Consider the following 26,253-nt stretch of genomic DNA (forward strand, 5'->3'; position numbering starts at 1 on the left):
AATGCAGGAAAAGTTGTATGGTTTACCAATTTGTGCGATTATCCCCCTACCCTTTGGGACAATTGGTCTAATACTCAAAGGCCCAATTTCTACAAAACCATCGGAAACGGGGAAATAATAATGAAAATGTTAAAAGTAAAACCGCTCGTTGCGGCAATAGCTCTATCGACGGCTGCCACCACTTCCTATGCCCAGGAAGACGGTGAAGGCATGGAAATGCTCGAAGAAGTTGTAGTAACAGGCTTTCGTCAAAGCCTTGCAACCTCGCTGAACACCAAACGTGAAGCCGCTGGTGCGGTTGATGCCATCTACGCCGAAGACATCGCGGACTTTCCGGATCAAAACCTGGCCGAATCTCTGCAGCGTATTCCTGGTGTAGCCATTACCCGTGATGCGGGTGAAGGGCGTCAAGTTAGCGTTCGGGGTTTAGGCCCACAGTTCACCCGCGTTCAAATTAACGGAATGGAGGCCATGTCTTCTACCGGCGCCACTGACTCATCAGGTGGCTCCAACCGTTCACGTTCTTTTGACTTTAATACGTTTGCGTCAGAGCTCTTTACTGAGCTGGCCGTCGTTAAAACGTCATCGGCAAGTCTGGACGAAGGTTCGCTGGGTGCCACCATTCAGCTGAAAACCGCTCGCCCATTGGATGCCAACGACAATTTTAACCTGACCGTTAATGGTCAACTCGGCTATAACGACCTATCCGAAGAGTCAGACCCTCGTGTATCTGCGGTTGTTAGCGGCATGAACGATTCTGAAACCTTTGGCTGGCTTGCGTCCGTATCGTATACCAAGCGCAATGCACTAGAAGAAGGCTTCAGTACCGTGCGCTGGCAGACATCCAGTGATTGGCGTTCCGAGCCCGGCAATGCAGGTGATGCTAACGACATCTTTCACCCACGTATTCCGCGTTACGGCAAGTTAACCCACGAACAGGAGCGCTTGGGCTTCACCGGTACTTTGCAGTTCCGCCCCACAGACTCTACTGAAATAGTCGTAGATTACTTATCGTCGACCTTCGAAGCCGGCCGCGATGAAGAGTTCCTGGAGGCGTTGATTCGCTCTGAAGCAGATACCACTGACCTGCTTAGCTATACCGCAGACGGCAACGGCACTATGGTAACTGGGGTGCTAAACGACGCTAATATTCGTATTGAAAACCGTCACGATGATTTGGAGACTGACTTTTCGCAGTTGACTGTCGACGCCACGCACGAATTTTCTGACAGTTTCAGAATTCATGCCTTAGTGGGTACATCTGAGTCTGATTTCAGCAACCCAGTTCAGACCACTGTTATTTTCGATAACGCTGTGACGGCCGGTTACGCATGGGATTTCAGTAGTAACTCTGAACTGCCACAAGTATCCTTTGGCAACTTCGATGTGTCCAACCCTGACAACTTCCTTTACACCAATATTCGTCAGCGCCCGAACTTTACCAACAATACCTTCGACAACTTCTCGTTTGATGCCGAATTCGACTTCAACGATGCCCTGTCTTTGGCCGCGGGTGTAAGTTACAAAAGCTACGAGTTTGAAACTGGTGCTGAGCGTTACGACACCAGCCTGAGCAACATCGACGGCATTGGTGGCCCGATAGGAATTGACGGTCTGTATAACATCACCACTATGGGTAGCGGCTTGGGAGCTCCCTCTGGTACAACCCTGAGCTGGGTCAGCCCAGATGTTAGCGCAGCGTCTGATCGCGTTGGCCTAGACAGTCTTGAAGTTACCAACCCTCGCTTGCAGGACAACCGCAGCGTGGGTGAAGACGACACCGCCATGTTTGTGCAAGTCAACTGGGACACAGAAATCGCAGGCATGGGCTTTCGCGGTAACGCCGGCGTGCGCTATGTGGAAACCGACCAAACCTCCAGCGGCTTTATTTCTCAGCCTGGCGAAGACCCTGAGTTAATCACCGTAGATCGCACTTATGACGACACCTTGCCTGCGATCAACACGGTCTTATCTGTTACAGAAGACATGCTAGTTCGCGCGTCATGGTCTAAGGTTATGACTCGTCCATCACTGGGCAATTTGACACCCGGTGGTAGTGTTGATGGCTTCAACAACACCGTTAGCTACCAAAACCCTTATCTTGACCCCTTCCGTGCTGACTCTATAGATTTGTCTTGGGAATGGTATTTTATGGATGATGCGCTGCTGTCTATCGCATACTTCCAGAAAGATATTGAGTCATTCATTACTCGCCGTACCGATGAAGGCGTGCCCTGGTCAGAGATTGGCTTGCCTGACAGTCTGTTGACCGGCACTCCTGCTGAGCCGAGTGAGAACTTTGATGTTACCCGCGCAGTAAATGGCGGTGGTGGTGATCTGAACGGTTTCGAAATTCAGTATCAACAACCCATCACGGATAACTTTGGTGTGATCCTCAACTACACCAAGGTAGACTCGGAAGTTAATTACGCACCGGACGGTGAAGAGCCCGACTACAATCAGCTAACGGGTATGTCGCCTAAGTCGTATAACGCCACTTTGTATTTTGAAAACGAAACCTTTGGCGCTCGTATTTCTTATGCATTCCGTGACGACTACCTGACCCGTTACCCAGGCCGCAACGGCAATGACCTGGAGTACACTGCAAGTACTGCCAACGTCGATATGTCGCTGAGCTACACCATGAACGAACACCTGAAATTTACTCTCGAAGGAATTAACCTGACCGACGAGTTTAACCATCAGGTAGTCGATAGTTCTGCTCGCGTAAGCGTGTACCACCACACTGGCACTCAGTACTATTTGGGCGCTCAGTACAAGTTCTAAGTTTGCTTTACAATGGCAGGGCTCTCACTGAGAGCCCTTGCTTTCTGGCACACCAGAAAACTTTGGCTAGAGGCTTAAGGCTTTTACCCAAAGTTTTTTACCTTTACGTATAGTGCTACAGTCAATTAGCACTATAAGCTAGCATTACAACCAACAACGACTCAGGTAAACGCTATGCATAGAAAGAACGCTCTCGTCATTGGCCTAGCCATCAGTACATTTGCAGTTGTCGGCTGCAAAGAGTCCAGTACACCGCAGCCAGCAAGCTCGGCAAACGAGACAACCGTGAGCGCCGCCAGCCAGTCGCCGGTGGCCGAGATCACGCTAAGCAACCCACTTGAGTCGGTGCGCTCAGACACGCCCTACTATGTCAGCTTCAACGAGCTCGGCGTTACCAGCCCTGACAACCTGGGAATCACCGTTGCTGGATCACCAATTGCCAGCCAAATGATTGATCGCGATGGTGATGGTGACGATGACGGGTTATTCACGCTATTAGATTTCGATGCGGCCGAAACGCTGACCCTGCACGTCAAAACTGGTATTGAATCGACAGAAGCGACTAAGCGCACTCAGGCTGAAATTTCCCATAAAATGGGTGGCAGCTGGCAAGAGGACCCGAAGAAGCCGGGCAAGCAAATCTATGTGGGCGGCACGTTTGAAAATGTCGACTCACTAACACCGCCGGCGCAACACGACGACCACTCATACTACATTCGCTACGAAGGGCCAGGTATCGAGTCGGACAAAGTCGGCTATCGCATTTATCTAGACCGTCGCAATGGCTTTGACATATTCGGTAAAACCAAACCGGCAATGGCTCTACAAAACGTAGGTCAGGACGGTTTTGAATCCTATCATCACATGGCCGATTGGGGTATGGACATCCTGAAAGTCGGTAGCTCGCTGGGTGCGGGTGGTTATGGCTACTGGGATGGTGAAAAGGTCGTTCGCGTACAAGACGTCGAAGGTTGGGATGCGAGAATTCTGGACAACGGCAATCTGTACTCCGCGTTCAGCATTGACTACAAAAACTGGAAGGTGGCCGATAAAAACGTCAACCTCAACGCAGTTTTGTCCATGCACGGCGGCAGTCGTATGGTGCATACCCGCCTAACGCTGGACAATTCTCTCGATAATTTCGCGATTGGCCTGGTGAAACATGAGGGCACCGAATTTATTCAAGGTGACGTCGACATAACCGGTAAGGCATACACGTATGTGGCCAGTTGGGGCAAACAAACTCTGAACGACGATCACTTAGGCATGGCACTGCTGTTCAGAAAGTCGGATCGCATTGAGCAGACTAGCGATGATCACAACTATGTTTCGGTAATGAAAGCCGCTGGCGAAGATTTGGATTATTACTTTCTTGCCGCCTGGGAAGCCGAGGCCAACGGCATCACCTCAAAAGAAGCCTTTGTTGAATACCTTAAAGGTGAGGTAGATAAACTTACTTTACCACCGCGCGAACAGCTAAAGACGAAACTCAGCGAATCGGAGAAAACCTTCCCGGTAACCGCAGAACAAGCGCTTAACTGGAGTAAACGCCTGGCCGATGATGAGCTTGAGCGCAAGGCACTGGGCTACCATGTTGACGGTTGGGACGTAAATCGCGAGCGCGACCCTAAATTTGAGTACGACATTATTGGTTTGTTGCCATTAGCTTATGATGAACTCAATAAAGTAGCCCCCGATGAGCGCTATGCGCAGGTTATCCCGCAAGTGACCGGGAGCTTTGTTAACGACAAAGGCGACATTGCCCGTTACAAAATCAGCAACTACAACATCGACAGTATTAAGCCTGGCCGCAACTTACTCACCTTGTTTGAGCGTACCGGCAAAGAGAAATACAAAATTGCTGCCGCCACTTTGCGTGAGCAACTAGAACACCATCCGAAAACCAGCGAAGGCGCTTTCTGGCATAAGAAAAAGTACGACAGCCAGCTGTGGTTGGACGGCGTTTATATGGGCATGCCCTTCCTTGCGGGCTATTCCGTTATGTTCGAAGATGGCGCCAGCCTGGATGAAGTGGTCAAGGAATTTGAACTCACTCGCAAATACCTGCGCGACGCTGATACCGGCCTGTACTATCACGCCTGGGATGAGAAAAAGCAGCAAGACTGGGCCGACGCACAAACCGGACTTTCTCCACACTTCTGGGCCCGCGGTATGGGCTGGCTGGCAATGGCCGTCGTTGATGTGCTGGAGATTATTCCACAAGAAAACACCGAGCAACGCGCCCCGCTGTTAGCCATGGTGGAAGAAATGGCGGCCGACTTGAAGCGCTACCAAGACCCTCAAACCGGTGTATGGTGGCAAATCATGAATATGCCCGAAGCGGCAGGCAATTATCGCGAGTCCAGCGCCAGCGCAATGTTTAGCTATTTCTACGCCAAAGCGATTAACAACGGATACCTCAGCGCCGATTATACTGGTACAGCACAGCAAGCTTACGATGGCCTGATTCGCGAATTTGTGACCGTAAACGCAGATGGCAGTATCAGCATGACCAACCAGTGTTACGTGGCGGGTCTTGGTTTTGGTCGCGATGGCAGCTACGAATACTATATGAGTGAACCGGTTTTCAAAAACGATCCGAAAGGTACCGGTCCTTTTATTTTGGCCGGCATTGAAACCTATAAGCTACTGAAATAGCATGCAGAATTTGACGCAAATACTAAACAGCCGAGATAAATCATGAATATTATTGAGGAACGCTTTGCCGTTCACGTAGACGACTACAAGCACTACGACACCGACAAACTCCGCAAGCATTTTTTGATCGAAAAAATTTTTGCGGCGAATGAAGTGCTGTTTACCTACACGCACTACGAGCGCATTATGGTTGGCGGCGCCATGCCCGTCGATAAAAAAGTCCCGCTGGAGCCGGTATATCAGCAAAAAGCCGACTTCTTTCTGGAGCGCCGTGAACTGGGTGCGATCAATGTTGGTGGTGCAGGCGCCATTACCGTCGACGGCGAACGCTACGAAATCGCCAGCAAAGAGGCTCTCTATATTGGCCGCGGCGCCAAAGAAGTCGTCTTCGAAAGTAACGATGCTGGCAACCCTGCCAAGTTCTACATGAACTCAGCTCCGGCGCACCGCACGTGTCCTATCAAAAAAGTGGGTATGTCCGACGCAAAAGTGTTGGAGATGGGCTCCTCTGATACTTGTAACGAACGGAAAATCAACCAACTGTTAATCAGCGGTGTGGTGGAAACCTGCCAACTGCAAATGGGAATGACCGAACTGCAACCAGGTAGCATCTGGAACACCATGCCAGTACACACCCATAGCCGCCGCATGGAAGCTTACTTTTACTTTAATATTCCTGAAGAGCAAGCCGTTTGTCACTTTATGGGGCCCGCAGATGAAACCCGTCATATTTGGGTAGGTAACGAGCAGGCGATCGTATCGCCACCCTGGTCTATGCACTCTGGGGTTGGCACCGCCAACTACACCTTTATTTGGGGCATGGCGGGTGAGAATCTCGACTACACCGACATGGACTTTCACAAACCGCACACATTGAAATAATCACTAACCGTAGGATTGATTATGTCTACCGAATTATTCTCTCTTGAAGGCAAGGTGGCGCTTGTCACTGGCGCCACTCACGGGCTGGGGATGGCCATGGCCATGGGCCTGGGCAAAGCCGGCGCCACACTGGTCATTAATGGCCATTCATCGCAAGAAAAAGTCGATGCGGCGCTTAAAGAGTACCGTGATGCGGGCATCACAGCGCACGGTTATCTGTTTAACGTAACAGACGAAGTGCAGGTTAACGATGCTGTCGCTAAAATTGAAAGCGACGTTGGGCCAATTGACATTCTGGTCAATAACGCCGGCATTATTCGTCGCACCCCACTGCTGGAAATGGAGTTGGGCGAATGGGAAAACGTGATTAAAACGGACCTTACCGGTGTATTCGTTATGACCAAACCCGTTGTCGCCAGTATGGTGAGGCGCGGCGGTGGTAAGGTGATTAACATCTGCTCCATGATGAGCGAGCTTGGTCGTAATTCAGTAGGCGCCTACGCCGCGGCCAAGGGCGGCCTGAAGATGTTAACCCGCAATATGGCCACCGAATGGGCCAAACACAACGTTCAAGTCAACGGTATCGGCCCTGGTTACTTTGCTACCAGCCAAACGGCACCGATTCGTGTGGATGGTAACCCGATGAACGAATTTATTATTAGCCGAACGCCCGCGGGCCGCTGGGGAGACCCGGATGACTTGCAAGGCGCCACGGTGTTTTTATCCTCTAAAGCATCGGATTTTGTTACCGGGCAGATCGTCTATGTAGACGGCGGCATACTAGCAACCATCGGCAGGCCTTCAAACGAAGCGTGAAAATTTTGTTTTCCGCAACAAAATAAAAAACCGCCAGTTGGCGGTTTTCTTTCTGAAGCACTTACACAGCTGTGAAATTCACAAGTCGTTTATTAAGCCATTAATAAATAGTCTTAATTCCTAAACCTTCAGCCTAATAGCCCTCAGTAACCACCAAATCGTTCACCAAGTAACTTCTCGATATGAGAAGACGGCGCCAACTGCAACGCCTTGGAATAATGCTGCTGTGCCACCCCTCGTTGACTACAACGATAATAAAGATCGGCCAGCACGGCATGCCAGTGATAGGAACGCTGCAACCAATCGGGAAAGTCGTGTTGCTCAATAAGCGCTAGCCCGTGTTCCGCGCCTTTCCATTCGGCCAATGCAATCGCATGATTGAGCCGGTGCATGGGTGATGAATCGATTGATTCCAGTAACCTGTAGGCATCAACAATACGATCCCAACGGGTTTCGGCAAAAGACTTTGCTAAACAATGCTCCGCCGCAACACCTGCTTCAACATGATACCGGGATATTGTATCGCCGACGCTAGCCTGGCTCAGCAACAATAAGCCTCGCTCAATCCATTGCGTGTTCCATGTGTTTCGATTTTGCTGACTGAGCAACTGTAACTCTCCGTTACCTTTTGTACGCGACGCTAGGCGCGCGAAGTGTAAGCTCATTAGTGCCAGCAATGCAGTTGTGCTTGGCGCTTTGCCGACACGGCTATTCGCTAGAATATTGGTAAGGCGAATCGCTTCTTCACAGAAGTCTACCCGTATAGCGTCATTTTCGCTCGACGATAAACTCCCTTCGGTAAAAATGAGGTAGAGCACGTACTGCACAGACTCTAATCGCTGCGTAAGTTCTTGCTCAGTTAAATCGTCAATAGTGAGTGCCTGATCGCGCAATCCGACTTTGGCCCGAGTGAATCGTTTATAGGCATTCCCCGAGGTTATAAAGAGTCGCGAAGCCACCTCATTGATACTAAAGCCGCATAAGGTTTTAAGGGTAAACACCAAGCGTGACTCTAAAGGTATCGACTCGCCGCAGGCGACAAACAACATTTTCAACAGATCATCGTCGAGTTCCCCTGACAGAGGAGATTCAACATTGGTTGCAGATTCGGTTGCGGTTTCTAGCGCATCGAACTGTTCTGTGATTTGCTTTCTGCGTTGCTGTTTGGCGAGTTGCGACAACGCAAAGCGATAGGCAACCTTATATAGCCAAGCGGCTGCGTTGTCTGGCACCTTGGGTTTGTTCCAATACTCCACCGCTTGCAGCATGGCAAACTGCACCGCATCTTCAATCATTCCCAATTGCGCCAAACCAAACCGACCGCACAGCGCCGCCACCAGTTTTCCATACTCGTGGCGGAACACATGCTCTACCGTAGACTCGGTACTCAAACTTGCGTGATTTCCCGTATCTCGATACTGACACCTAGGTTATCAATCATAGGGCCGGCTTGAATAACCTCGACGGCTTGCTCGATGGAATCACCGGCCACAATCATATAGCCCCCGATAATCTCCTTGATCTCGACAAAGGGGCCATCTTTAACACCCGCCTTGCTGACCACGCTTCCGCCACTGGCAAGGCCGCTGCCCATATCCACAATGCGGTCAGCAAACTTTTGCTGCCAAGCCTGGTACTTGGCGTACATAGCCTCCATATCGGTCACCGACGGTTGTTCCTCCGACTTCTCACAACCGCCACTGTCACTACGCAATACACACATATATTTTTTCTGACTCATACCTTTCATTCTCCTTTTATTGAGTAAATGAGCGATGCACTAGGCCATTGCACGGTGCCTTTTTGCCTCACTCAAAGGTAAGACGTATCACCTTTTAAGTTTTGGACACTCAAAAACACTTTTTCTATTCCCAGTTATCAATAACACACCGCTCACATGATGGCCAGCGGGACACACTTGCACATAGTTAGCCGACTAACTATAATTGATTAAACGGCTAACTAATTATTCAGGAGCAGCCATGAACAGAAGAGCATTTTTAAAAGGCGCTGGTGCCGCCATTGTGATTTCCGGTATTCCCACCGCGGTATGGATGAACACTCGCACCCCGCATAAAGCACTGGAGCCATGGAAACAGGCCGCCATCGGATTTGGCGATGCGCGTATTGACGCCTTAGCCTATGCCCTGCTAGCGCCTAACCCCCACAATCGCCAGCCCTGGGAGGTAAAGCTGGTGGGCGATGACACCATCGACTTGCATTGCCGCCTCGATCGCCGATTGCCCTACACCGATCCGTATGATCGCCAGATTTTGATTGGCTTAGGATGTTTTACCGAGCTGCTGGTAGTGGCTGCCGCGTCTAAGGGTTACCAGTGCAATGTCACCCCCTTCCCTGACGGCGAGCCCCACCCTCGGTTGGATGGGCGCTGTGTCGCGCGTTTTACCTTACGTAAAGGCACCCCCAAAACCGACCCCTTGTTTAATCATGTGTTTGAGCGGCGCTCCATTAAAGAGACTTTTGACGCCACGAAAAAAGTGAGCCAAGCACAACTCGACGAACTGGTAAGCTCAGAGCCAAGCGCAGCAGGAACAGTGAATCCTTCCCAGACAGGCCGAATTAATCAAATGGCTTACGACGCCATGAAGATTGAGTTTTTAACACCAAGAACTTTGCGGGAAAGCACCGACCTAATGCGCTTCGGAAAGGCTCAGATTGAGGCACAGCCCGACGGTATCGACATTGGTGGCGCCGGTATGGAATTACTGCACAAGGTAGGTTTGCTGACACGAGACAATTTCTCAGATGCCGAGGGCGCTATGGTCAAAGATTATTTGGCTAGCTTGGAACCGCGCTATACGAGCACGGTTGGCTACCTTTGGCAAACAACACCCGGCAATACACGTGCGGAACAATTCCAAGTAGGTCGTGAATATGTGCGTTTAAATCTTAAGGCCACGCAAATGGGGCTTAGCATGCATCCGGTCAGCCAAATACTGCAGGAATATCCAGAAATGGATACACTATACGCCCAAATGCATGATGCTGTGGGAGTAAGCCAGCCCGCACGGCTGCAAATGCTGGCACGCATCGGCTATGGCCCTAAAGTCGCCGAAACACCACGCTGGCCAGTGGAGACAATACTCAGCCAAGTATGAGGGTAATTACATCGCCAAAAAGCCTTCGCAGCAAAACTCAGGGCAAGCACCACAACAAGACCCCGTATTTGAGTTTTTTCGCACTGTTCATATCATAGAGCAGCTCTCGCGCACCCGCGCCGAGAGCGCTCTGCCCGATGAGATGAAAATGGCGCACTTTGGTGTGCTCAGTTACTTAGTGCATCAAGGCGATGGCGCCAGCCCTGCGTCGATTGCAGAAATTTTTCAGGTTACCCGCCCAAGCATGACGAATACGCTCCAGCGACTTGAGGCTCGTGACTATATTCGCATTGCAGCAAACCCCGAAGATGGTCGCGCCAAACGCGTCTATTTAACAAGCAAAGGAGAAAAGGCCTTTCACAAAGCCCGCGAGGCGATTGCGCCGGTGTTTAATGATATTTTTCAAGCACTGGGTGAAAAAGTCTTTCTCGACAGTTTGCCAGGGTTGCAGGAAGTGGCAAATTATTTAGATAAAAATCGATAACCCCTCCGATAGGGAACGCCACAAACACTGATTACTTCAGCATTGGAAATAATCGACTAGGATTTTCTAAGGTAATAACTCGACACTTTTCCGGCTTTTCAAACTTAAACGCTGAGCGGCCGGTATCGCCTAAAGTCCCATCGGCGTGCATGGCTTCAAGCCCAATGCGAAGGCGCTCTATAAGCTCGGGGCGTTTATTGGAAACCACAGGAAAACTGGATAAGGGGTAATACACCAAAAGCTCAGGCACTATCGCGAAATCTTTACTCAGCTCACTGTATTTTTCGAGTATCGCCGGAGTCTCTTCAATGCCAAGGGGCAAATAGTCGACGGCGCCTTCGGCCAACAATTGGAATATATGCTCCATGTTGTAGCCACCCACAATCGGCAAGTCATTCGCCTCGTAAACCCACATATCGGGCCAGCCGCGACCTTGCGCTGCAGTAAATTGGGAAAGGCTCTCAACACCTTTCACACCGGTAAATTCCCCCAGCCGATCTTTTTGAACAATGAGATTTCGATAGCCAAGCTTACCACCCGCAATGGGCACAGGTATTAGGGTAAGTTCGGCGGGAGGAAAGTCCATAAGCGAGGTGGGAACCACGTGTATTCGATCACCCTCAGCCAACACTTGGCGCCAGCGGCCAGAAAGGGAAGAATCACTCGATACTTGAAGCTCAAATGGGCCGTGCGTACCCACCGTACGTTCGAGGGCTCGACGAATAACATCTTCCTCGTGATCGGCACGCCCTGGCGCATTAGCCCCCACCCATAGGACATAGGCGACAGACTCCTGCGTCGCCTCAGGCACAGAATGGCCAGGCTCAGAACCCATTGCTGTCAGCGCAGCTAGGCTCAGCGCGCTCGCACACAGTGCAACTAATACTCTCACTATCATCATCGACCGTCCAAGGCGCCCAACTGAAGGTGGCGCCAATCATAGCACAGGATTCGAAGCCCGCCCGCTAATTGCATTCCAGGCACATGCACAGACAAATGATCTCTTTGGGAATAAAAAACATGCCTGTATAGAAACCACCAATATATATGCCGCAGGCCACGTGTGCTCTGGCGTCGCGTAAAGTCTTACTAAAGATGCAACGCCCACCTCAAGCGGCGAGCCGAAAGTGGGAAGACCTGCTTAGCGCTGTTATCTAGTCTTCTGCTCGGATAATCATAATAAGGAGTCCACAATGAGAGCTTTATGCACAATTAAGCGTGTCGCCGTTCTGGCTGCCGCCCTTAGCGCAGCAACGCACGTCAATGCGCAGCGATTTGAGGCCGAAGATTACAATGCATTCTCGGATACAACCCCCGGCAATACCGGCGGCGCTTACCGACAACAAGACGTCGATATAGAGGCCACGAGTGATGCCGGTGGCGGCTACAACGTCGGCTGGGTAGACACGGGCGAGTGGCTCACCTACCCAAACCTGACTATTTCCAACGCGGGCACTTACAATATTCGAGCGCGGGTCGCCAGTACCACAGGCGGCTCCCTATCACTCGACCTGAACGGCGGCTCGGTCATACTGGGTGAGCTTGCAGTCCCGAACACCGGCGGCTGGCAAAGCTGGCAAACCGTAGAGACGGAGGTCTCTTTGGAGGCTGGCAACTACACTCTGGGCGTTTACGCAGCGAGCGGCGGCTGGAACTTCAACTGGATTGAAGTGACGCCGACCGGAGTCAATCCTCCCGCCTCCAGCACCACTTTCGAGGCTGAAGATTACACCAGTGCCAGTGATACCACCGCAGGTAATACTGGAGGCGCGTACCGCTCGGACGATGTGGACATTGAAGCTACCACTGACACTGGTGGCGGCTACAACATTGGCTGGGTCGATGCCGGCGAATGGCTAAGCTACCCGAGCTTTGACGTCACCAATGGCGCTGACTACGATATTGAAGTCAGAGTCGCCAGCGGCTCAGGCGGTACCCTCTCTCTCGATTTAAACGGCGGCACGGTAACGCTGGGCGAAATCAATATTCCCAATACGGGCGGCTGGCAGAACTGGCAAACAGTAACCACTAACGCCTTCTTGCCGGCCGGCACTCACAATTTGGGCGTTTACGCCAGCACAGGAGGCTGGAACCTGAACTGGATTAAACTCACCCCTGCCGGTAGCACCCCAAATCCAAATCCAAATCCAACGGTTACCTGGAGCGACGAGTTTGACACCATTGATACCAATGTATGGAACTTCGAAACCGGTGGCGGCGGTTGGGGTAACAATGAGCTGCAATACTACACTGCGGGTAACAACGCTTCTATTCAGTACGACGCGCAGGCAGGCAGTAACGTGTTAGTGATTGAGGCTCGCCAGGAGCAAGGCGGTCAATGTTGGTGGGGCGGTAATTGCGGATACACTTCTACCCGAATGAATACTCGCAACAAGCACTCCTTTAAATATGGCCGCATGGAAGCGCGTATAAAGCTACCCAAGGCACAAGGTATTTGGCCCGCGTTCTGGATGTTAGGTGATAACTTCAATACTCAGGGCTGGCCCCAAGGTGGCGAATTAGACATTATGGAGCACGTCGGGACTAACAACATTACCTCCGGCGCCCTTCATGGCCCTGGCTACTCGGGTAACACACCGATTACCGGTCACTTGGACCACGCAGCGCCCATCGAGCAAAATTACAACGTATACGCCGTAGAGTGGGATGCCAACGGTATTCGCTGGTACGTCAACGACATTAACTTTTACAGCGTCAGTCGCAACCAGGTCGAGCAGTACGGACAATGGGTTTACGATCAACCTTTCTGGTTCCTGCTCAACGTAGCCGTTGGCGGTAACTGGCCGGGTGACCCTAACCATGCCAGCTTTTCTACCCAGCGCATGTACATCGACTATGTACGCGTATATCAATAAACGCTAAGTGGAACGGGCCCGCAGCGATGCGGGCTCCGTTAGTTAGATAGGCGGGTGTTCTTCTACCAGTATCCGGTTCCTGCCTTGCTCTTTAGCCTGATAAAGCAGCCTATCTGCACGGCGCAGTGTTTCCTCAATATTTTGATCTTGTTGGTTCAACCACACCACGCCACCACTGATCGACACAGACAGAGCAGCATTCTCAAAAGTAAACGGGTGCCGGCTAATAACTTGCGTCAGTCGGGTAGCCACGCTCTGCACGCCTTCAGCATCAATTTGCGGAAGTATAATGGCAAACTCTTCCCCCCCAATACGCCCCAGTAAATCGACGCTGCGCAGAGTGTCACTCCAGCGTTTGCACACAGTTTGTAGGACGTAATCCCCTGCTGCATGACCAAATTTATCGTTAATCACCTTAAAAAAATCGAGATCTATCATCCCCACTGCCAATGTCTGCCCAAACCGCCGCGCTCGCTCAAACTCTGCAGCAGCCGACTCTAAAAAGTACCTTCGGTTCATTTGGCCAGTCAGCATGTCGAAGCTTGCACTCTCGCGCAGAGCCTCTTCCACTTGTTTACGAGAGGTTATATCGCGAAAGAACCACACTCGACCTAAGTAGGTGTCGTCTTTTGCAAACAACCCTTTTGAGTGCCTTTCCAGAACCCTACCATCACGCAACTCAATTTCCGTGTAGTCTTCCTCCCGCGGGTTAGCATAGAGATGGGTAACGCGCTGGAGAAATTCATCCGGGTGCTTTAGCTTCTCCAACGCATAGGCCAACAGTGGTGGCTCTGCAACCGCTCCCTTGAGCCCCTTAGAGTGCGAGGCCAGCACATCCTCCAGTTGCCACAATTCGACAAAGCGCAGGTTATAAGAAACCATCCCACCTTCGGAATCTACCACCAGGATTCCATCGGGTGAAGCCTCTTGAATAGCGTGCAGCAATGACCGGTCGAACTCACCTTGTATATTCGTATGCAAACCGCCACCCTCGGCTATTGTTAAGTGTTTAAGTACAACACTTTAGTCGCCACTAAAACCGGTGGCATAAATTACAACATAGCACAGAATTAGGCGAACAGCGGTGAGATTTGCTTGCAAAAAAGGCGGGACAAGCCCGCCACAAGAGGGAGATGCTATTAATTTAAGAAGTCGTTTGAGAACCTACCTAGAAATCATATTTGAGCTGAACACCAAAAGTTATGCCACGGGCCCGGTAGGCGACATCCTTTGCAGCCCCGCCAAAAAGTTCCTTCTCCGTTGGCGCATACTCAGAGTCGTACTCCTCGTCCAGGCAGTTTTTACACCACAGTTGAACCTCGAGATCTTCGCGAAGAACATAAGCAATGCTGCCACTTAACAGCCCCACATCATCCTGTACATCCTGACCGTCAATCCACCAGTAGCGGTCGGCGGTATAACTGTAGTCAACCTGTGTAATCAGCGCATTCGCACCGAGAGGCAAGTCATGCCGCAGGGAGATATTGGCCGACTGATGCGGGAAGTTTGGCATCTTCTCTCCCTGGAAGTTTTTGTCAAATGCCTGGGCGGTACCATCCGGTAATTTAACACTGTTGGCGGTACGCGCCAGTAGTTCCGAGCGCATACGGTCGCGAATTTCAGTATCGAATTCAACGATTTCAGACTCCATCAAACCCACACCTGCACTCAACAACAATGAATCACTGATGGCATAGTCCAGGCTAAACTCCACCCCATTGATCTCACTTTCGGGAATATTGTAAAGACTCTGAACAAAAATGTTGCCATCGAATTCAAACTGTTGAGCGTTTTCATAGCGTTGGTGAAAGGCCGAGCCATTGATGCGCAATTGATTGCCCAAAAGCGTCGACTTGAACCCTATTTCAAAACTGTCGAGAGTTTCCTGATCGTAGCTGTCAGCCAACAGTGCGCCTGACGCATTAAAACCGCCGCTACGGAAGCCACGCGCTGCGGTACCATATAAAGTCAAAGCATCAGTGGGCGTATACGCTAGCGATACCTTAGGCTGAAAGGCGCTAAAGGTTTCGCTGATTTTGGAGCCCGCCGCGGCACAACTTTCGGGGTTTAGCTCGGCATCGCACTTGTTACCCACACCAACACCATTGGTATCTACGGTAGGGCCATCGATGCGTGTCACTTCACGCTGGTCTTCATCGTAGCGACCCGCAACCGTCAAAGTCAGATTCTCGGATAGATCATAATCGGTGCTAAAGAACACTGCCCAAGCCTGATTATCTTGCTCGTTCTGCGTAGCATCAATCAAGCCATTGCACGCGAAATTAGTCACTACCGGGCCACCCGGATAGGCGGGTTCGCAATCAAATGGTTGGCCATTTGGCGTTTCCCACGTCGAGCGCAAGGTGTCAGAGCGGTCAGTCAGAAGTGCATAAGCGCCTAAGACGTAGTCCAGTTTGTCACTGCTACCGGTTAACCGAAATTCTTGCGATACGGTTTGCACATCGTAGTACTGATCGGAACCGACGAAGTTTCCCGCCGCCCAATCGCCAAGCTGTGCACTAAAAAAATCCCGATCAGTGTCAGAACTAAGTCCGTCTATAAATTCGTTAACAAAAGGCTCGGTAAAGAACAACACATTTCCGGTTCGATCATTGCCGCGGGTTTCTCCAGCCACCCCATAACGCTCATTGGTGTCCGTAGCGTTAGTGATGGATGTAAACGTGGCGAAGTCGAAATCATGCTCAGCCTTCAACGTTAGGGTGTCAATAGTTCGGACAGCAGTAGGATTACCGTTGGAGTTGATGGGGAACTCGTATACTTCGTTAGGGTCAGTCTCAAGGCGATACAAGTTGCGATACCACATTGCGCCAGCTTCAAGGCCATTGTGGGCATAGCGCAAGTCGAAGCTCGTTTGATCGGTTGGCTCCCACAGTAGTTGTGCGCGAAAATCGCGATCCTCCTCAAAATCCATATAGCTGTTATCAGGAGCGGAGCCCGTCACCCCGCGGCCATTGCGTTCGTAAACCCGGTTTAGGTATTCATTTTCAATGGTGCCGCCAAAAGATCGCAAATTACCAGACACACGGAACATCAACTCATCGGTTAAGCCGCCAGATAATGAGCCTGTCGCCTCATACAGATCCCCACTGCCCACTCCAATATTAAATTTTCCCTCAAAGTCGGTGCTAGGCTTTTTTGAGGTAATAATTAATGCACCGCCTAACGCGTTACGGCCATAAAGAGCACCCTGAGGCCCTTTTAGCAGTTCAATTTGTTCAACGTCGTAGAACGACTGCGATACCTCTGAGGCACTGCCGACTTGCACCCCATCAACCACCACAGCAACCGCTGGCTCCGAATTTCGTACCGACGATATGCCGCGAACAATAAGAAATGTCGAGGTAGGGCTTAAAGACTCCGTGATCGCAACATTGGGAATACGCACCGTAATATCACGCGCGGCTTCAATATTGCCACGTTCAATCGTCTCCGTAGACAGGGCAACGACGGTATCGGGCACTTGTTGTAGATTCTCTTCTTTGCGCCGGGCCGTGACCGTCACCTCCTCCAGCCCTCGAGCAGACACTTGCGAAGCCTCTTGGGCAAGAGTTGCTGCGGTGGTAAGTGTACTCAGTGCGCCAGCGACCGCTAACGCCATGTGTTTCTTTTTCATATTATTGCTCTCACTCGTTAAATGGTCCGAATATATATTCAGCTGACCATCATCACTGACCGAGTAGTGGAGTGATGTTCCCTCGAGCAAAATATCCATTGCCTGAGCAATGACATAACGTCCCTTTAGCGCATTCGCGGTTTCTTTCTTTACCAAATCGTAAGGAAAGATCAAGGTCATCTTCGCCTGCGAGGCAAACTCTGTCAGCGACAGGTCAGCACTTTGCCGAGGAATATCGAAACTATAAAACTCTTCACTTGCATTGACGCTCTTGGACGCTAGCAACAACACAACAAATAGCCACATTAGAGATTTAATGTTTGATACCTCGATAGTGAACTGTGCATTCACTACACACGAAGACGAAACGTTGACAAATTTCCGCCAAGTAGCTTCATTCATTAATTGAGTTTAATACAACTGATTAATTATTTTTATACAGTTCGAACTTATTTGAATCGATCAACCGAGATTTAATACTGAAATTTTTCTCCAGGCTCGCCAGCAACCCTTTCACATCTCCGGTCCTAAACAGTCCCGCTATCTTAACCTCCGCCAAGGACTGATCTTTAAGAATCAGTTCTTGGTTGGTATAGCGTTCAACCTCACGCAGCGCATCGTCAAGTCGCTCGCCCCGAAACACAAGTTCACCACGCTGCCAGCTAAGCACTGATTGTACATCCCGAGCATCAAGGGCATGAACTTCGGGTTCATCATTGCTCAACACCACGCGCTTACCTGGCTTCACCTGAGATAGAATCGGAGACTCAATGACTTTGCTGGCGGCCGACATAACACGGCCCGCCTTCTTTTCAATGCGCGAGGTATTGACAATGCCCTCGGTTACCACCAACTCGACATCTCCACTACGAAGAAGCTCGACATTAAAAGCGGTGCCTACGGCCTGCACCAGTTTGTCATTGGAAAAAACACGAAGTGGCCGCTCCCGATCTTTGGCAACCTGAATATGAAGCTCACCTTTATCCAAATATATATCGCGATAGTATTTGGTAAAATTAATCTCTATATTTGTATCGGTATTCAGCGTGAGTTGGCTACCATCACTTAAGCGGTACGTTGTTCTCTGCCCTACTCCCGTAGCCATTTTTTCAATATTACCTGAATAGACCGGCACCAAACTGGTCTGCCAGAAAGCTACAGTAACCACCATAAATAGAGCGATCGCTGCTACCGACAACCCGGCTGTAAGCCAGTCCGAAAAAGGATTCGATGCAGCGGCAGATGAGTTTGATGCCTCTGGAAACAATTTCGCAAGGCGCTCCAGCACATCGAGCCCCTCCCAGTGCTCGGTCATTTCCTGCATCGCCACGCTGTGAGCACTGCTTGCTGCCAGCCAGCATTGCAATTGCCGCTCTTCACTTACGGTTAAGCCGCGATCGATCGCTGCAACCCATGTAGCGGCGGCAGCCTGCACATCGTCCTTGCGTGGCAGCTGGTAAACGTTCGTCATGTCATTCTCTCACTGAGGGTTTGGCAAATTCCGCTACCGATGCATGCTTCATCATAAACTGGCGAGATTTCAATAACCCACTGGCAATGTGTTTTTCCACTGTGCTTTCACTGACCCCCAACTGAATGGCAATCTCTTTTTGACTATAGCCATAGACCTTTTTCAGCACAAAAGCCCGCCGACTTTGTTGCGGCAACTGTCGAATGGATTCACAAAAAAGTGCAAACTCCTGATCACCGGCGGCTGTGTCGTGGGTTAAATCGCCACTAGAACGCGGTTCATAATCCGTCTCGCCTGCAGCACCACTCATACTAGAGGCCAGGCGAAATTCTGCCCGTTTAATGTGGTCCAGCGCTAGGTTTCGCGCCATCTTTAGCAAAAATGCTTGAGGGTTGCGAATATCGCTTTCGTTTTTCACCTGGCAAGCCTTGACGTAGGTTTCCTGCACAATGTCTTCTACATCATCTGGGGGCACTACCCTGCCGACTGTGCGTGTAATAAGGCCTAATGCCTTAAAATAGACCTGTTCAATACCTCTGGCATAGCGCATGTAGTCACCTGGCATTACTCATTATTATTGTCACCCCGAGATACAGACCCGGAGCATTTTCTTTATACCGGAGACGTGGCATTATCTGGTCATACAATAATCGACGACCCAGACCACTATTTCCTCCATGCGGGGCACGATAAAAATAATGCAACAGCGCCATAGCAAACTTACGCAACATCTCCGTCAGCGCTTTCGCGCTTGGTTGATTGTTGGTATAACAAGTTTTGGGGTGTTAGGTTTTCCACCTTTGGCAAATTCGCAAAGTGGTCCACTGGAGCCAAGTCGTTGTTTTTACGAAGACTTGTGTTTTTTACCTGATAAAAGTCTCACCTTGTCCTGGCTTGCTGAGAACAAAGGTGGGCCCAAAGTTCTAGTACGCACAATTAACGACGAACCCGTCTACGTCGTAACCGCGCAGACTATATCCATGCACAAGGTCACCAATCAGGTGCTTTGGTTTGATTTATTGCAAACCCTAAAGCGCTCACGCCGACTCGACAGCGTTCGTCAAGTGCACAGCGGAAGGGTTTTGACGACACCTCTGGGATCTCTGGAGGGTAGATCGTTGGAGTTTGTTAAAGGCTATGACGCAGAGCCGGTAAGCTACTTTTTGTTGCAAAAAAGCAGTGGCGATTATTGGGTAATCGCCACTGCGGCAGGGTCAGCGCTCCTTGCTGACTATTTTAGCGAGATTGAAAAGCTGGCATTGAGCGCCATAGAGCAATAACCGTCCCGCAGGGCGGTAGTAACTCAGGCTATTGTGACGTCCATTCGATAGCTTTGCGGATGCTTTCCACCATATTGGGGTCGGCAAAATTGGCGTCGACATGCCCCACTGCGGTATAGAAAGCCCGCCCCGCCCCAACGGTGTTTTTAAAGATCACGGGGTGATCTTCTACCGGGTAGTTGGAAGGGTAGCTACTGCGATCTAAATTGGCCAGAATTTCAATATTGCCAACGCCGCGAGGGCTGGATTCCCAGAAATACCACTCGTCGGCAAGATACCATTCACTGCCAATATGGCTTACCAACGGGTCCGTCGTTTGCTCAACCGCCACACGCGCCCTGGGTATGCCATCACCGTGATGAATAAACTCGGCGCCCCCCATTAACGTATCCGTATACCAATCCCAACTGTGCTCGGTATCGGCCGCTGAGTGCGTACCCACATAACCACCACCGCTTTCAATGTAGCGGCGGAACGCAGCCTTTTGATCATCCGTAAAGATATCTCCGGTAGTATTCATAAACACAACGGTGTCAAAGCTTGCCAAGGTAGCATCGGTAAACAAAGACGCATCTTCCGAAGCGGTGATGCCATAACCGTAATCGTCGGCGATGCTTTGCACCATAGCAATGCCCGCAGGAATCGAGCCGTGACGGAAGCCGGATGTCTTGGAAAACACCAGCACATTGGGGCAATCGTTACCGCAGCTCACGGTAAAAGTGTGGTTACGCGGTATGCTGACGGCAGCGCCATTGTTATCGACCAAAGTCACACTCAGGCTGTGACGCCCGGTAGCAAAGTTACCCAAGCTAATGGGGGCATCGCTGCTGATAGTTACCGCGGCTGCGCCATCCAATGTGTAGCGATAACCGCCACCATTGGCAAACCAGTCACTGTCAGTCAGCGACACTTGCAGGGTGACGGAGTCGCCCTTACTTAAGCTGGCACCGTTAGCCGGGCTCAATACGTCAATCAAGGCAATGCCGGGCTCGGCGTACAAACCATACACATCGACCTCAAACAGGGAGTAGCCATAACCCGTCGCACGCTCGAGTCCAAACATACGAATGTAACGCCCCTGCTCACCGTTGAGCGCAATGTCATCGATGCCGCCATCGCTGTTTTGAGTCTCATACACGGTGTCCCACACCGCCCCATCGTCAGACACATCAATCTGATAGGCACGTCCATAAGCGGCCTCCCAATCCAATCGGATACGAGTGAAGTAGGTACTGTCCCCCATGTCGATAGTCAACGCCTGAGCGTCGGCGGACTCACTTTCCCAGCGAAAAGCGCCCGCGCCGTCAATGGCGAAGCTAGCCAGGTTGCCACCCTGCTCACTGGTTGCGTAGGCAAGTACCGGGGACAGCTTCGACGGCGCCGGGGTGTCCGGCGTTTCGCCATCCCCTATCACACTAAAGCTCAGTGAATCGGTGCTATTGAGAACAACACCATTGGCATCAAGCAAAGCGACCTCCAATGTATGTGCGCCAACACTCAACACGCCTAAATTGACCGCTGCACTATCCGTGCGATTTACCGGTGCAGCGCCATTGAGCCGATACTGATAACTACCGCCGCTACTGAACCAGCTCGCATCATCAATACTCACCGCGAAGCTTACAGTCTCTGTGGCCGAAAATACGGAGCCATTGGCTGGACTCGTAAATTCAACATCGGCAATAGGTTGCACATCACCGGCACTGTAGATGCGCATTTCCCACAGCGAGTAACCATAAGGCGTAGCACGCTGGGTGCCGGTTAAGCGCACATAGCGGCCCTGGCCCATGACCTCAAGGGTATCCAGGCCGCCATCGCCATTGGTGGTGCGGTAAATTTCACTCCAACTAACACCGTCGTCAGACGCCTCCATAAAGTAGCCTGTGCCGTAAGCGGCCTCCCACTCCAGTTCGACGCGCCCGATAGCGTAACTCGCCCCCAGATCCACCTGAATAAACTCATCATCGGTCGCCGCACTACTCCAGCGCGTGCCCATATCACCGTCGACCGCCATAGCGCCAAGGAAATCGCCTTCTACCTCGGAGGTGATCACCGGTTTATTTAGGGACAATAATTCACCCCCATTGGTGGTACGTTCAATAATGCTAAACACCAGAGTTTGAACTTCCCCTACGGCTGAACCGTTAGCTGTCAACTGGACCTCCACACTGTGGTTGCCCAACGCCGGCATACCCAGGCTTACGCTCGCCTGACCGCTGCTTTGTTGAGTGCCGCCATCGACAGAGTAAATAAAGCCATTGCCGCTGGCGAACCACTCGGCATCGGCGACCTGTACGCTGAGTTCTACCGTATCGCCCTCGGTATACTGCTGACCGGCGAGCGGTGCATCAATACTAAAGCCGGGAATGCTAACTTGATCGCTGGCCCACACTTCGAACTCAAACAATGAATAGCCCCAGGCTGTGGCACGAGCGGTTCCGGTTAAACGGATAAAGCGGTAGTTGCCGGCAAGATCGGTGTGGCTATCGGCACCACCGTCACTGGCAGTTTCTGTGACCAGAGTTTGCCAACTAACACCGTCAACCGAACCCTCTATGAGATAAGCACTGGCATAAGCAGCCTCCCAAAGCAGCTCTACGCGATCGAGGTTGAAACTTTCACCGAGGTCTATTTCAATCCACTGCGGGTCTTCGAAATCACTGCTCCAACGTGTAGTTGTATCGCCATCTACAGCAAAATTGCCAACGTAGTCCCCCTCTACACTGGAGACAGTGACGGACTTGCCCCGCGATACCAATTCAGCCTCTACCGTCGGAACAACAGAGAAGTTAAGAGATTCGGCCTCACCTACCGCATTGCCTGCGCTGTCGCGTAACTGCACGGCTAGCTGATAAGCACCTACAGGCAACACACCAAGATTAACAGCCGTAGCACTTGATACATTAACCAACGATCCATCATTGATTTGATATTGGTAGCTGCCACCACCGGCAAACCAACTGGCATCGGAGATGTCGACGTTCAGCGACACATGACTGCCCTCGGCGTAGGTCGCACCGTCATTCGGTGCCACAATGCCCAGACTTGCCACCGGGCCTGGCTCACCGCCGTATACTTCCAGCTCCCACAGCGAGTAGCCCCATTCCGTGCCACGCTCGGTACCGCTCAAACGCACATAGCGATAGTTGCCCGACAGATTAGACAAGGTTTCCACGCCGCCGCTACCGACCGTTTGGGTATACAAGGTTTGCCAGGTGATTCCATCGACCGAGCCTTCAATAACATAGGCACTGCCGTAAGCGGCTTCCCAGTTCAGTACAATACCGTCAACGCGGTAGACATCTTGTAAATCAACCGTCAGTGTTTGTAGGTCGTCAAACTCACTAGACCAGCGCGTATTGACATCGCCATCGGTCGCAAAGTCAGCGACATATTCACCTTCAGCACTTGAGGCCGTGGCAGTCGCGTTAGCACTGATCAGCACAGGTTCGGGCTGTAAACCGTCCAGTGAGTCAATCCATTGTTCCAAAACATTGATGTAGTCAGTATGCTCTAACGCCCGACCGATAGGCGGCATACGATCATCCGGGTCTTCACTTTTGTCACGGATATACAAGATGGACTCGTGTGGTGCGCCCGGGGTCACCACTTCGGCGTTTTCAATGCCGTAATAGTTTAAGTAATTGCGAATACCCGTAGTGCCCTCGCCAACGACCCGCATTTCAGCCAAAGGCGTGTTATAGCGCGCATCCCACTGCGAACCACCGTTGCCGGTACCGTGGCAATGTGCACAGTTGGTGTCCAGGTAGGACTTAATGCGCGTTTCCAGAGTGGCCGTGGTATCCGTAATGGCAACCATTTTGTCAAAGCTGCCAACATTGGCGTTGCTAAAACCTGGGTTAAACAAACTCAAATTGTTTAGGTGAATCAATTGATTTTGCGTACTGCCATCAGGGTAGGTGAATTCACCGTTTAACTGGCGGGTTGATAACCCTAAAATCTGCGCGGAACTGGCGTTGTGGCAATCGATGCACTCCGTGGGGCTCGGGTACGCCCAGGTCTGTGTCCAAGTTGAGCCGTCGTCATCGGTAATGACAATGTCTTCCAGTACACTCGTGGTCAGCAAATCCGCGTCGGAATTATCGTCGCGCCACTTGTACGTCAAACCATATACCCGACCATTTGCCTGCATCACAATTAGCCGTGTTTCTAAACGTTTGGTCACGCCCGGCCCGTCGCCCAGCAGCGGCAACTCAAAATGTTTTACCGCGACAGTGCCTTGCGGATAGCTCCAGTTTTCAGTTTCGTGCCAATCTATCTGACGCTCTGCAGGAATTGAAATCCAGCGTTCCTTAAGCGCGCGGTCAGACCACAATTTGGTATTGGGTTTAAAAGGAATCAAGTTTTCACTCGGCACCAGATTCGCCGTATCGCTAAAGGCACCCGTTTCAGACAGCAGCAAAGGCACTCCGGTAAAGTTGGCATCTAAGCTACGCGGCATATTTAAATAGGCGTACTCGGTGAGCTCTTCCGGCTCATCGACTTCATTGGCGTAAACCTCAAACTCAAATATTGAATGGCCATAACCGGTGCCGCGCTCCGTGCCCGTTAGGCGCACGTAGCGATAGCTATCGGCCGAGTCGATAATATGCAGTCGGGTCCCGCCACTGCCGGCTAACTCTTCAGCTAACGGTATCCAGATTACGCCGTCGGCTGAAGCTTCAATGGCATAACGCGAACTGTAGGCACCTTCCCACAAAATTGAGATAGAGCCGATGGGAACTTCTTGTTGCAAATCGACGGTCAGACTTTGCGGATCGGACGCTTCACTTTCCCATCGCGTAAGAGGATCACCATCAATTGCGTATGCGGCGAGATTGCCACCGGCCTCTGTGCTTGCACTGGCCAAGCCGCCCAACGCGACATTGTTACCCTGACTGTGCCCGCCTACGAAATCGAAACGGTACAGCGCACCACCACCGTAGGGTTCTTTGTCGCAACAGCCACTGCCCCACTGCAATACGTACAACTGATGTGTACGCGGGTCGAGTTCTACATCAATAGCGCCCTGAAATCCCTGAGTGTTGAGCGGAAATTCTTCTGAAGTTTTTGGCGTTGATGGAGAGTCGAGATCAATCGTGGAAAAACGACTGCTATTAAAGTCCCAAAAAATAAGCCGCCCATCGTAGTACTCGGGTAACTTAAATGCATTTTCAATAGACTCATCGTAACGATACACCGGCCCGGCCATAGTCGCTTGATGGCGAATAGTCCAAATCGCTCCAACGGCATTGGGCAGATTAGTAGCGCCTGTATTATCGAATGCATCGTTGACTAGGTTATTCGGATCAAACCCTGCGTAAGGCTGATTGTAACCAATAATATATGGCCAGCCGTAATTACCGGCGCTGCAAATTTCATTGATTTCATCGAGCCCGCCCGGGCCTTCTGCACTGTCTGCCGACGCGTCAGGGCCAATATCCCCGACATATAGGCAGCCCGTTGCCGGGTCAACATTCAAACGGAACGGGTTGCGAAAACCCATGCCATAAATCTCTGGCCGATGCAGCGCATCGCCGGCGAATAAATTACCGGCAGGAATCGTATAGCTGCCATTCGCGGTGGAAGTAATGCGCAACACCTTACCGCGCAGATCATTCGTGTTGCCCGAGGTCCCCTCTGCCGAAGGCTGGTGATAGCCGCCTGCGGCTTTGTTATCACCTGTGGTGATAATCAAGTTGCCGTCGGTATCAAACTGCAGCGAGCCCCCCATATGACCATGCGCTTCGTCACCCGTCACCCACTCCAGCACGATGGATTCCGAACTTTCATCCAACGAGTTGTCAGGAGTAACGACAAAACGTGACACCCGAGTAATACTACCGGGCGATGTGTATTGAAAGTAAATATAGTTGTTTTGGGTAAAATTTGGGTCGAGAGCAACACTCAGCAACCCATCTTCAAACACACAGCGTACATTGGGTACGGTAGCGGTTTGCTGTGGCGTCCCATTATCAATATTCCAGGCATACAGCGCTCCACACTTACTGGCGATAAATACGCGGCCATCTTCGGAAATTTCAAATTCCATCGGTAGATCGAGGCCTTCGGCAACGACTTCGCGCTGAAAATCTGCCTCAGCTGGGGCACTTTGTGCCGCTGAGGGCGCGGCATGGAGCGAGGCAAAAGCCATCACGAGTAAAGCCAGCATTCGGCGTACCCGTGGCGACCACAAACCGCCAAGAATGGATGCAGGATAAGACATGGTGTTCTCCGGTCCAGTGA

Annotated in this window: 16 protein-coding genes; 8 read left to right on the forward strand and 8 right to left on the reverse strand. The window is 51.2% G+C overall.

The annotated features are described in order from the left end of the window. The first annotated feature begins 120 nt into the window (after nt 1–120). The 4 genes from QWI17_RS10300 (at nt 121) to QWI17_RS10315 (ending at nt 7,143) form a co-directional block, all read left to right on the forward strand. Nucleotides 121–2,787, forward strand: a complete 2,667-nt coding sequence (locus tag QWI17_RS10300) for a TonB-dependent receptor (protein ID WP_302722419.1) — start codon at nt 121–123, stop codon at nt 2,785–2,787. Between the two features lie 174 nt (nt 2,788–2,961). After that, nucleotides 2,962–5,445, forward strand: a complete 2,484-nt coding sequence (locus QWI17_RS10305; RefSeq protein ID WP_302722420.1) for a glycoside hydrolase family 88 protein — start codon at nt 2,962–2,964, stop codon at nt 5,443–5,445. 42 nt (nt 5,446–5,487) lie between these two features. Next, a complete protein-coding gene (gene kduI / locus QWI17_RS10310; protein ID WP_302722421.1) occupies nt 5,488–6,327 on the forward strand; it encodes a 5-dehydro-4-deoxy-D-glucuronate isomerase in 840 nt (279 codons plus the stop codon). 21 nt (nt 6,328–6,348) lie between these two features. Then, nucleotides 6,349–7,143: a gluconate 5-dehydrogenase gene (locus QWI17_RS10315; protein WP_302722422.1), complete on the forward strand. Its 795-nt coding sequence runs from the start codon at nt 6,349–6,351 to the stop codon at nt 7,141–7,143. Between the two features lie 143 nt (nt 7,144–7,286). Here the strand turns inward: QWI17_RS10315 and QWI17_RS10320 are convergent, their stop codons facing one another. After that, nucleotides 7,287–8,534 carry an RNA polymerase sigma factor gene (locus QWI17_RS10320; protein WP_302722423.1) on the reverse strand — a complete coding sequence of 416 codons (1,248 nt, stop codon included), beginning with the start codon at nt 8,532–8,534 and terminating at the stop codon, nt 7,287–7,289. Next, nucleotides 8,531–8,884 (reverse strand): YciI family protein, encoded by a 354-nt coding sequence (locus QWI17_RS10325; RefSeq protein WP_302722424.1) that lies wholly within the window; start codon nt 8,882–8,884, stop codon nt 8,531–8,533. The genes QWI17_RS10320 and QWI17_RS10325 overlap by 4 nt, the downstream gene beginning before the upstream one ends. Before the next feature lie 241 nt (nt 8,885–9,125). On the opposite strand from QWI17_RS10325, the gene QWI17_RS10330 reads away from it, so the two are divergent. Both QWI17_RS10330 and QWI17_RS10335 read left to right on the forward strand, forming a co-directional pair. Continuing rightward, nucleotides 9,126–10,262, forward strand: a complete 1,137-nt coding sequence (locus tag QWI17_RS10330) for an Acg family FMN-binding oxidoreductase (RefSeq protein WP_302722425.1) — start codon at nt 9,126–9,128, stop codon at nt 10,260–10,262. Next, the gene (locus tag QWI17_RS10335; protein WP_302722426.1) at nt 10,201–10,746 is read left to right on the forward strand and encodes a MarR family winged helix-turn-helix transcriptional regulator; all 546 of its coding nucleotides are present in this window, start codon (nt 10,201–10,203) and stop codon (nt 10,744–10,746) included. The genes QWI17_RS10330 and QWI17_RS10335 overlap by 62 nt, the downstream gene beginning before the upstream one ends. A 31-nt stretch (nt 10,747–10,777) precedes the next feature. Here the strand turns inward: QWI17_RS10335 and QWI17_RS10340 are convergent, their stop codons facing one another. Next, nucleotides 10,778–11,647 (reverse strand): transporter substrate-binding domain-containing protein, encoded by an 870-nt coding sequence (locus tag QWI17_RS10340; RefSeq protein WP_302722427.1) that lies wholly within the window; start codon nt 11,645–11,647, stop codon nt 10,778–10,780. A gap of 292 nt (nt 11,648–11,939) precedes the next feature. Between QWI17_RS10340 and QWI17_RS10345 the strand changes: the two genes are divergently transcribed. Further along, nucleotides 11,940–13,622, forward strand: coding sequence for a carbohydrate-binding protein (locus tag QWI17_RS10345; protein ID WP_302722428.1), 1,683 nt, complete (start codon nt 11,940–11,942; stop codon nt 13,620–13,622). 42 nt (nt 13,623–13,664) lie between these two features. Here the strand turns inward: QWI17_RS10345 and QWI17_RS10350 are convergent, their stop codons facing one another. The 4 genes from QWI17_RS10350 to QWI17_RS10365 form a co-directional block, all read right to left on the reverse strand. Beyond that, the gene (locus QWI17_RS10350) at nt 13,665–14,603 is read right to left on the reverse strand and encodes a GGDEF domain-containing protein (RefSeq protein WP_302722429.1); all 939 of its coding nucleotides are present in this window, start codon (nt 14,601–14,603) and stop codon (nt 13,665–13,667) included. 187 nt (nt 14,604–14,790) lie between these two features. Next, nucleotides 14,791–17,547, reverse strand: a complete 2,757-nt coding sequence (locus QWI17_RS10355) for a TonB-dependent receptor (RefSeq protein ID WP_302722430.1) — start codon at nt 17,545–17,547, stop codon at nt 14,791–14,793. 133 nt (nt 17,548–17,680) lie between these two features. Beyond that, nucleotides 17,681–18,727 carry a FecR family protein gene (locus QWI17_RS10360; protein ID WP_302722431.1) on the reverse strand — a complete coding sequence of 349 codons (1,047 nt, stop codon included), beginning with the start codon at nt 18,725–18,727 and terminating at the stop codon, nt 17,681–17,683. A gap of 1 nt (nt 18,728) precedes the next feature. Then, nucleotides 18,729–19,277 (reverse strand): RNA polymerase sigma factor, encoded by a 549-nt coding sequence (locus QWI17_RS10365; RefSeq protein WP_302722432.1) that lies wholly within the window; start codon nt 19,275–19,277, stop codon nt 18,729–18,731. Nucleotides 19,278–19,425: 148 nt separating this feature from the next. Here QWI17_RS10365 and QWI17_RS10370 point away from each other — a divergent pair, with 148 nt between their 5' ends. Next, nucleotides 19,426–20,007 (forward strand): hypothetical protein, encoded by a 582-nt coding sequence (locus tag QWI17_RS10370; RefSeq protein WP_302722433.1) that lies wholly within the window; start codon nt 19,426–19,428, stop codon nt 20,005–20,007. 28 nt (nt 20,008–20,035) lie between these two features. Here QWI17_RS10370 and QWI17_RS10375 read toward each other — a convergent pair whose 3' ends face one another. Then, nucleotides 20,036–26,233, reverse strand: coding sequence for a discoidin domain-containing protein (locus tag QWI17_RS10375; RefSeq protein WP_302722434.1), 6,198 nt, complete (start codon nt 26,231–26,233; stop codon nt 20,036–20,038). Nucleotides 26,234–26,253 lie beyond the last annotated feature (20 nt).

Source organism: Gilvimarinus gilvus (assembly GCF_030518155.1).
Classification (GTDB): domain Bacteria; phylum Pseudomonadota; class Gammaproteobacteria; order Pseudomonadales; family Cellvibrionaceae; genus Gilvimarinus; species Gilvimarinus gilvus.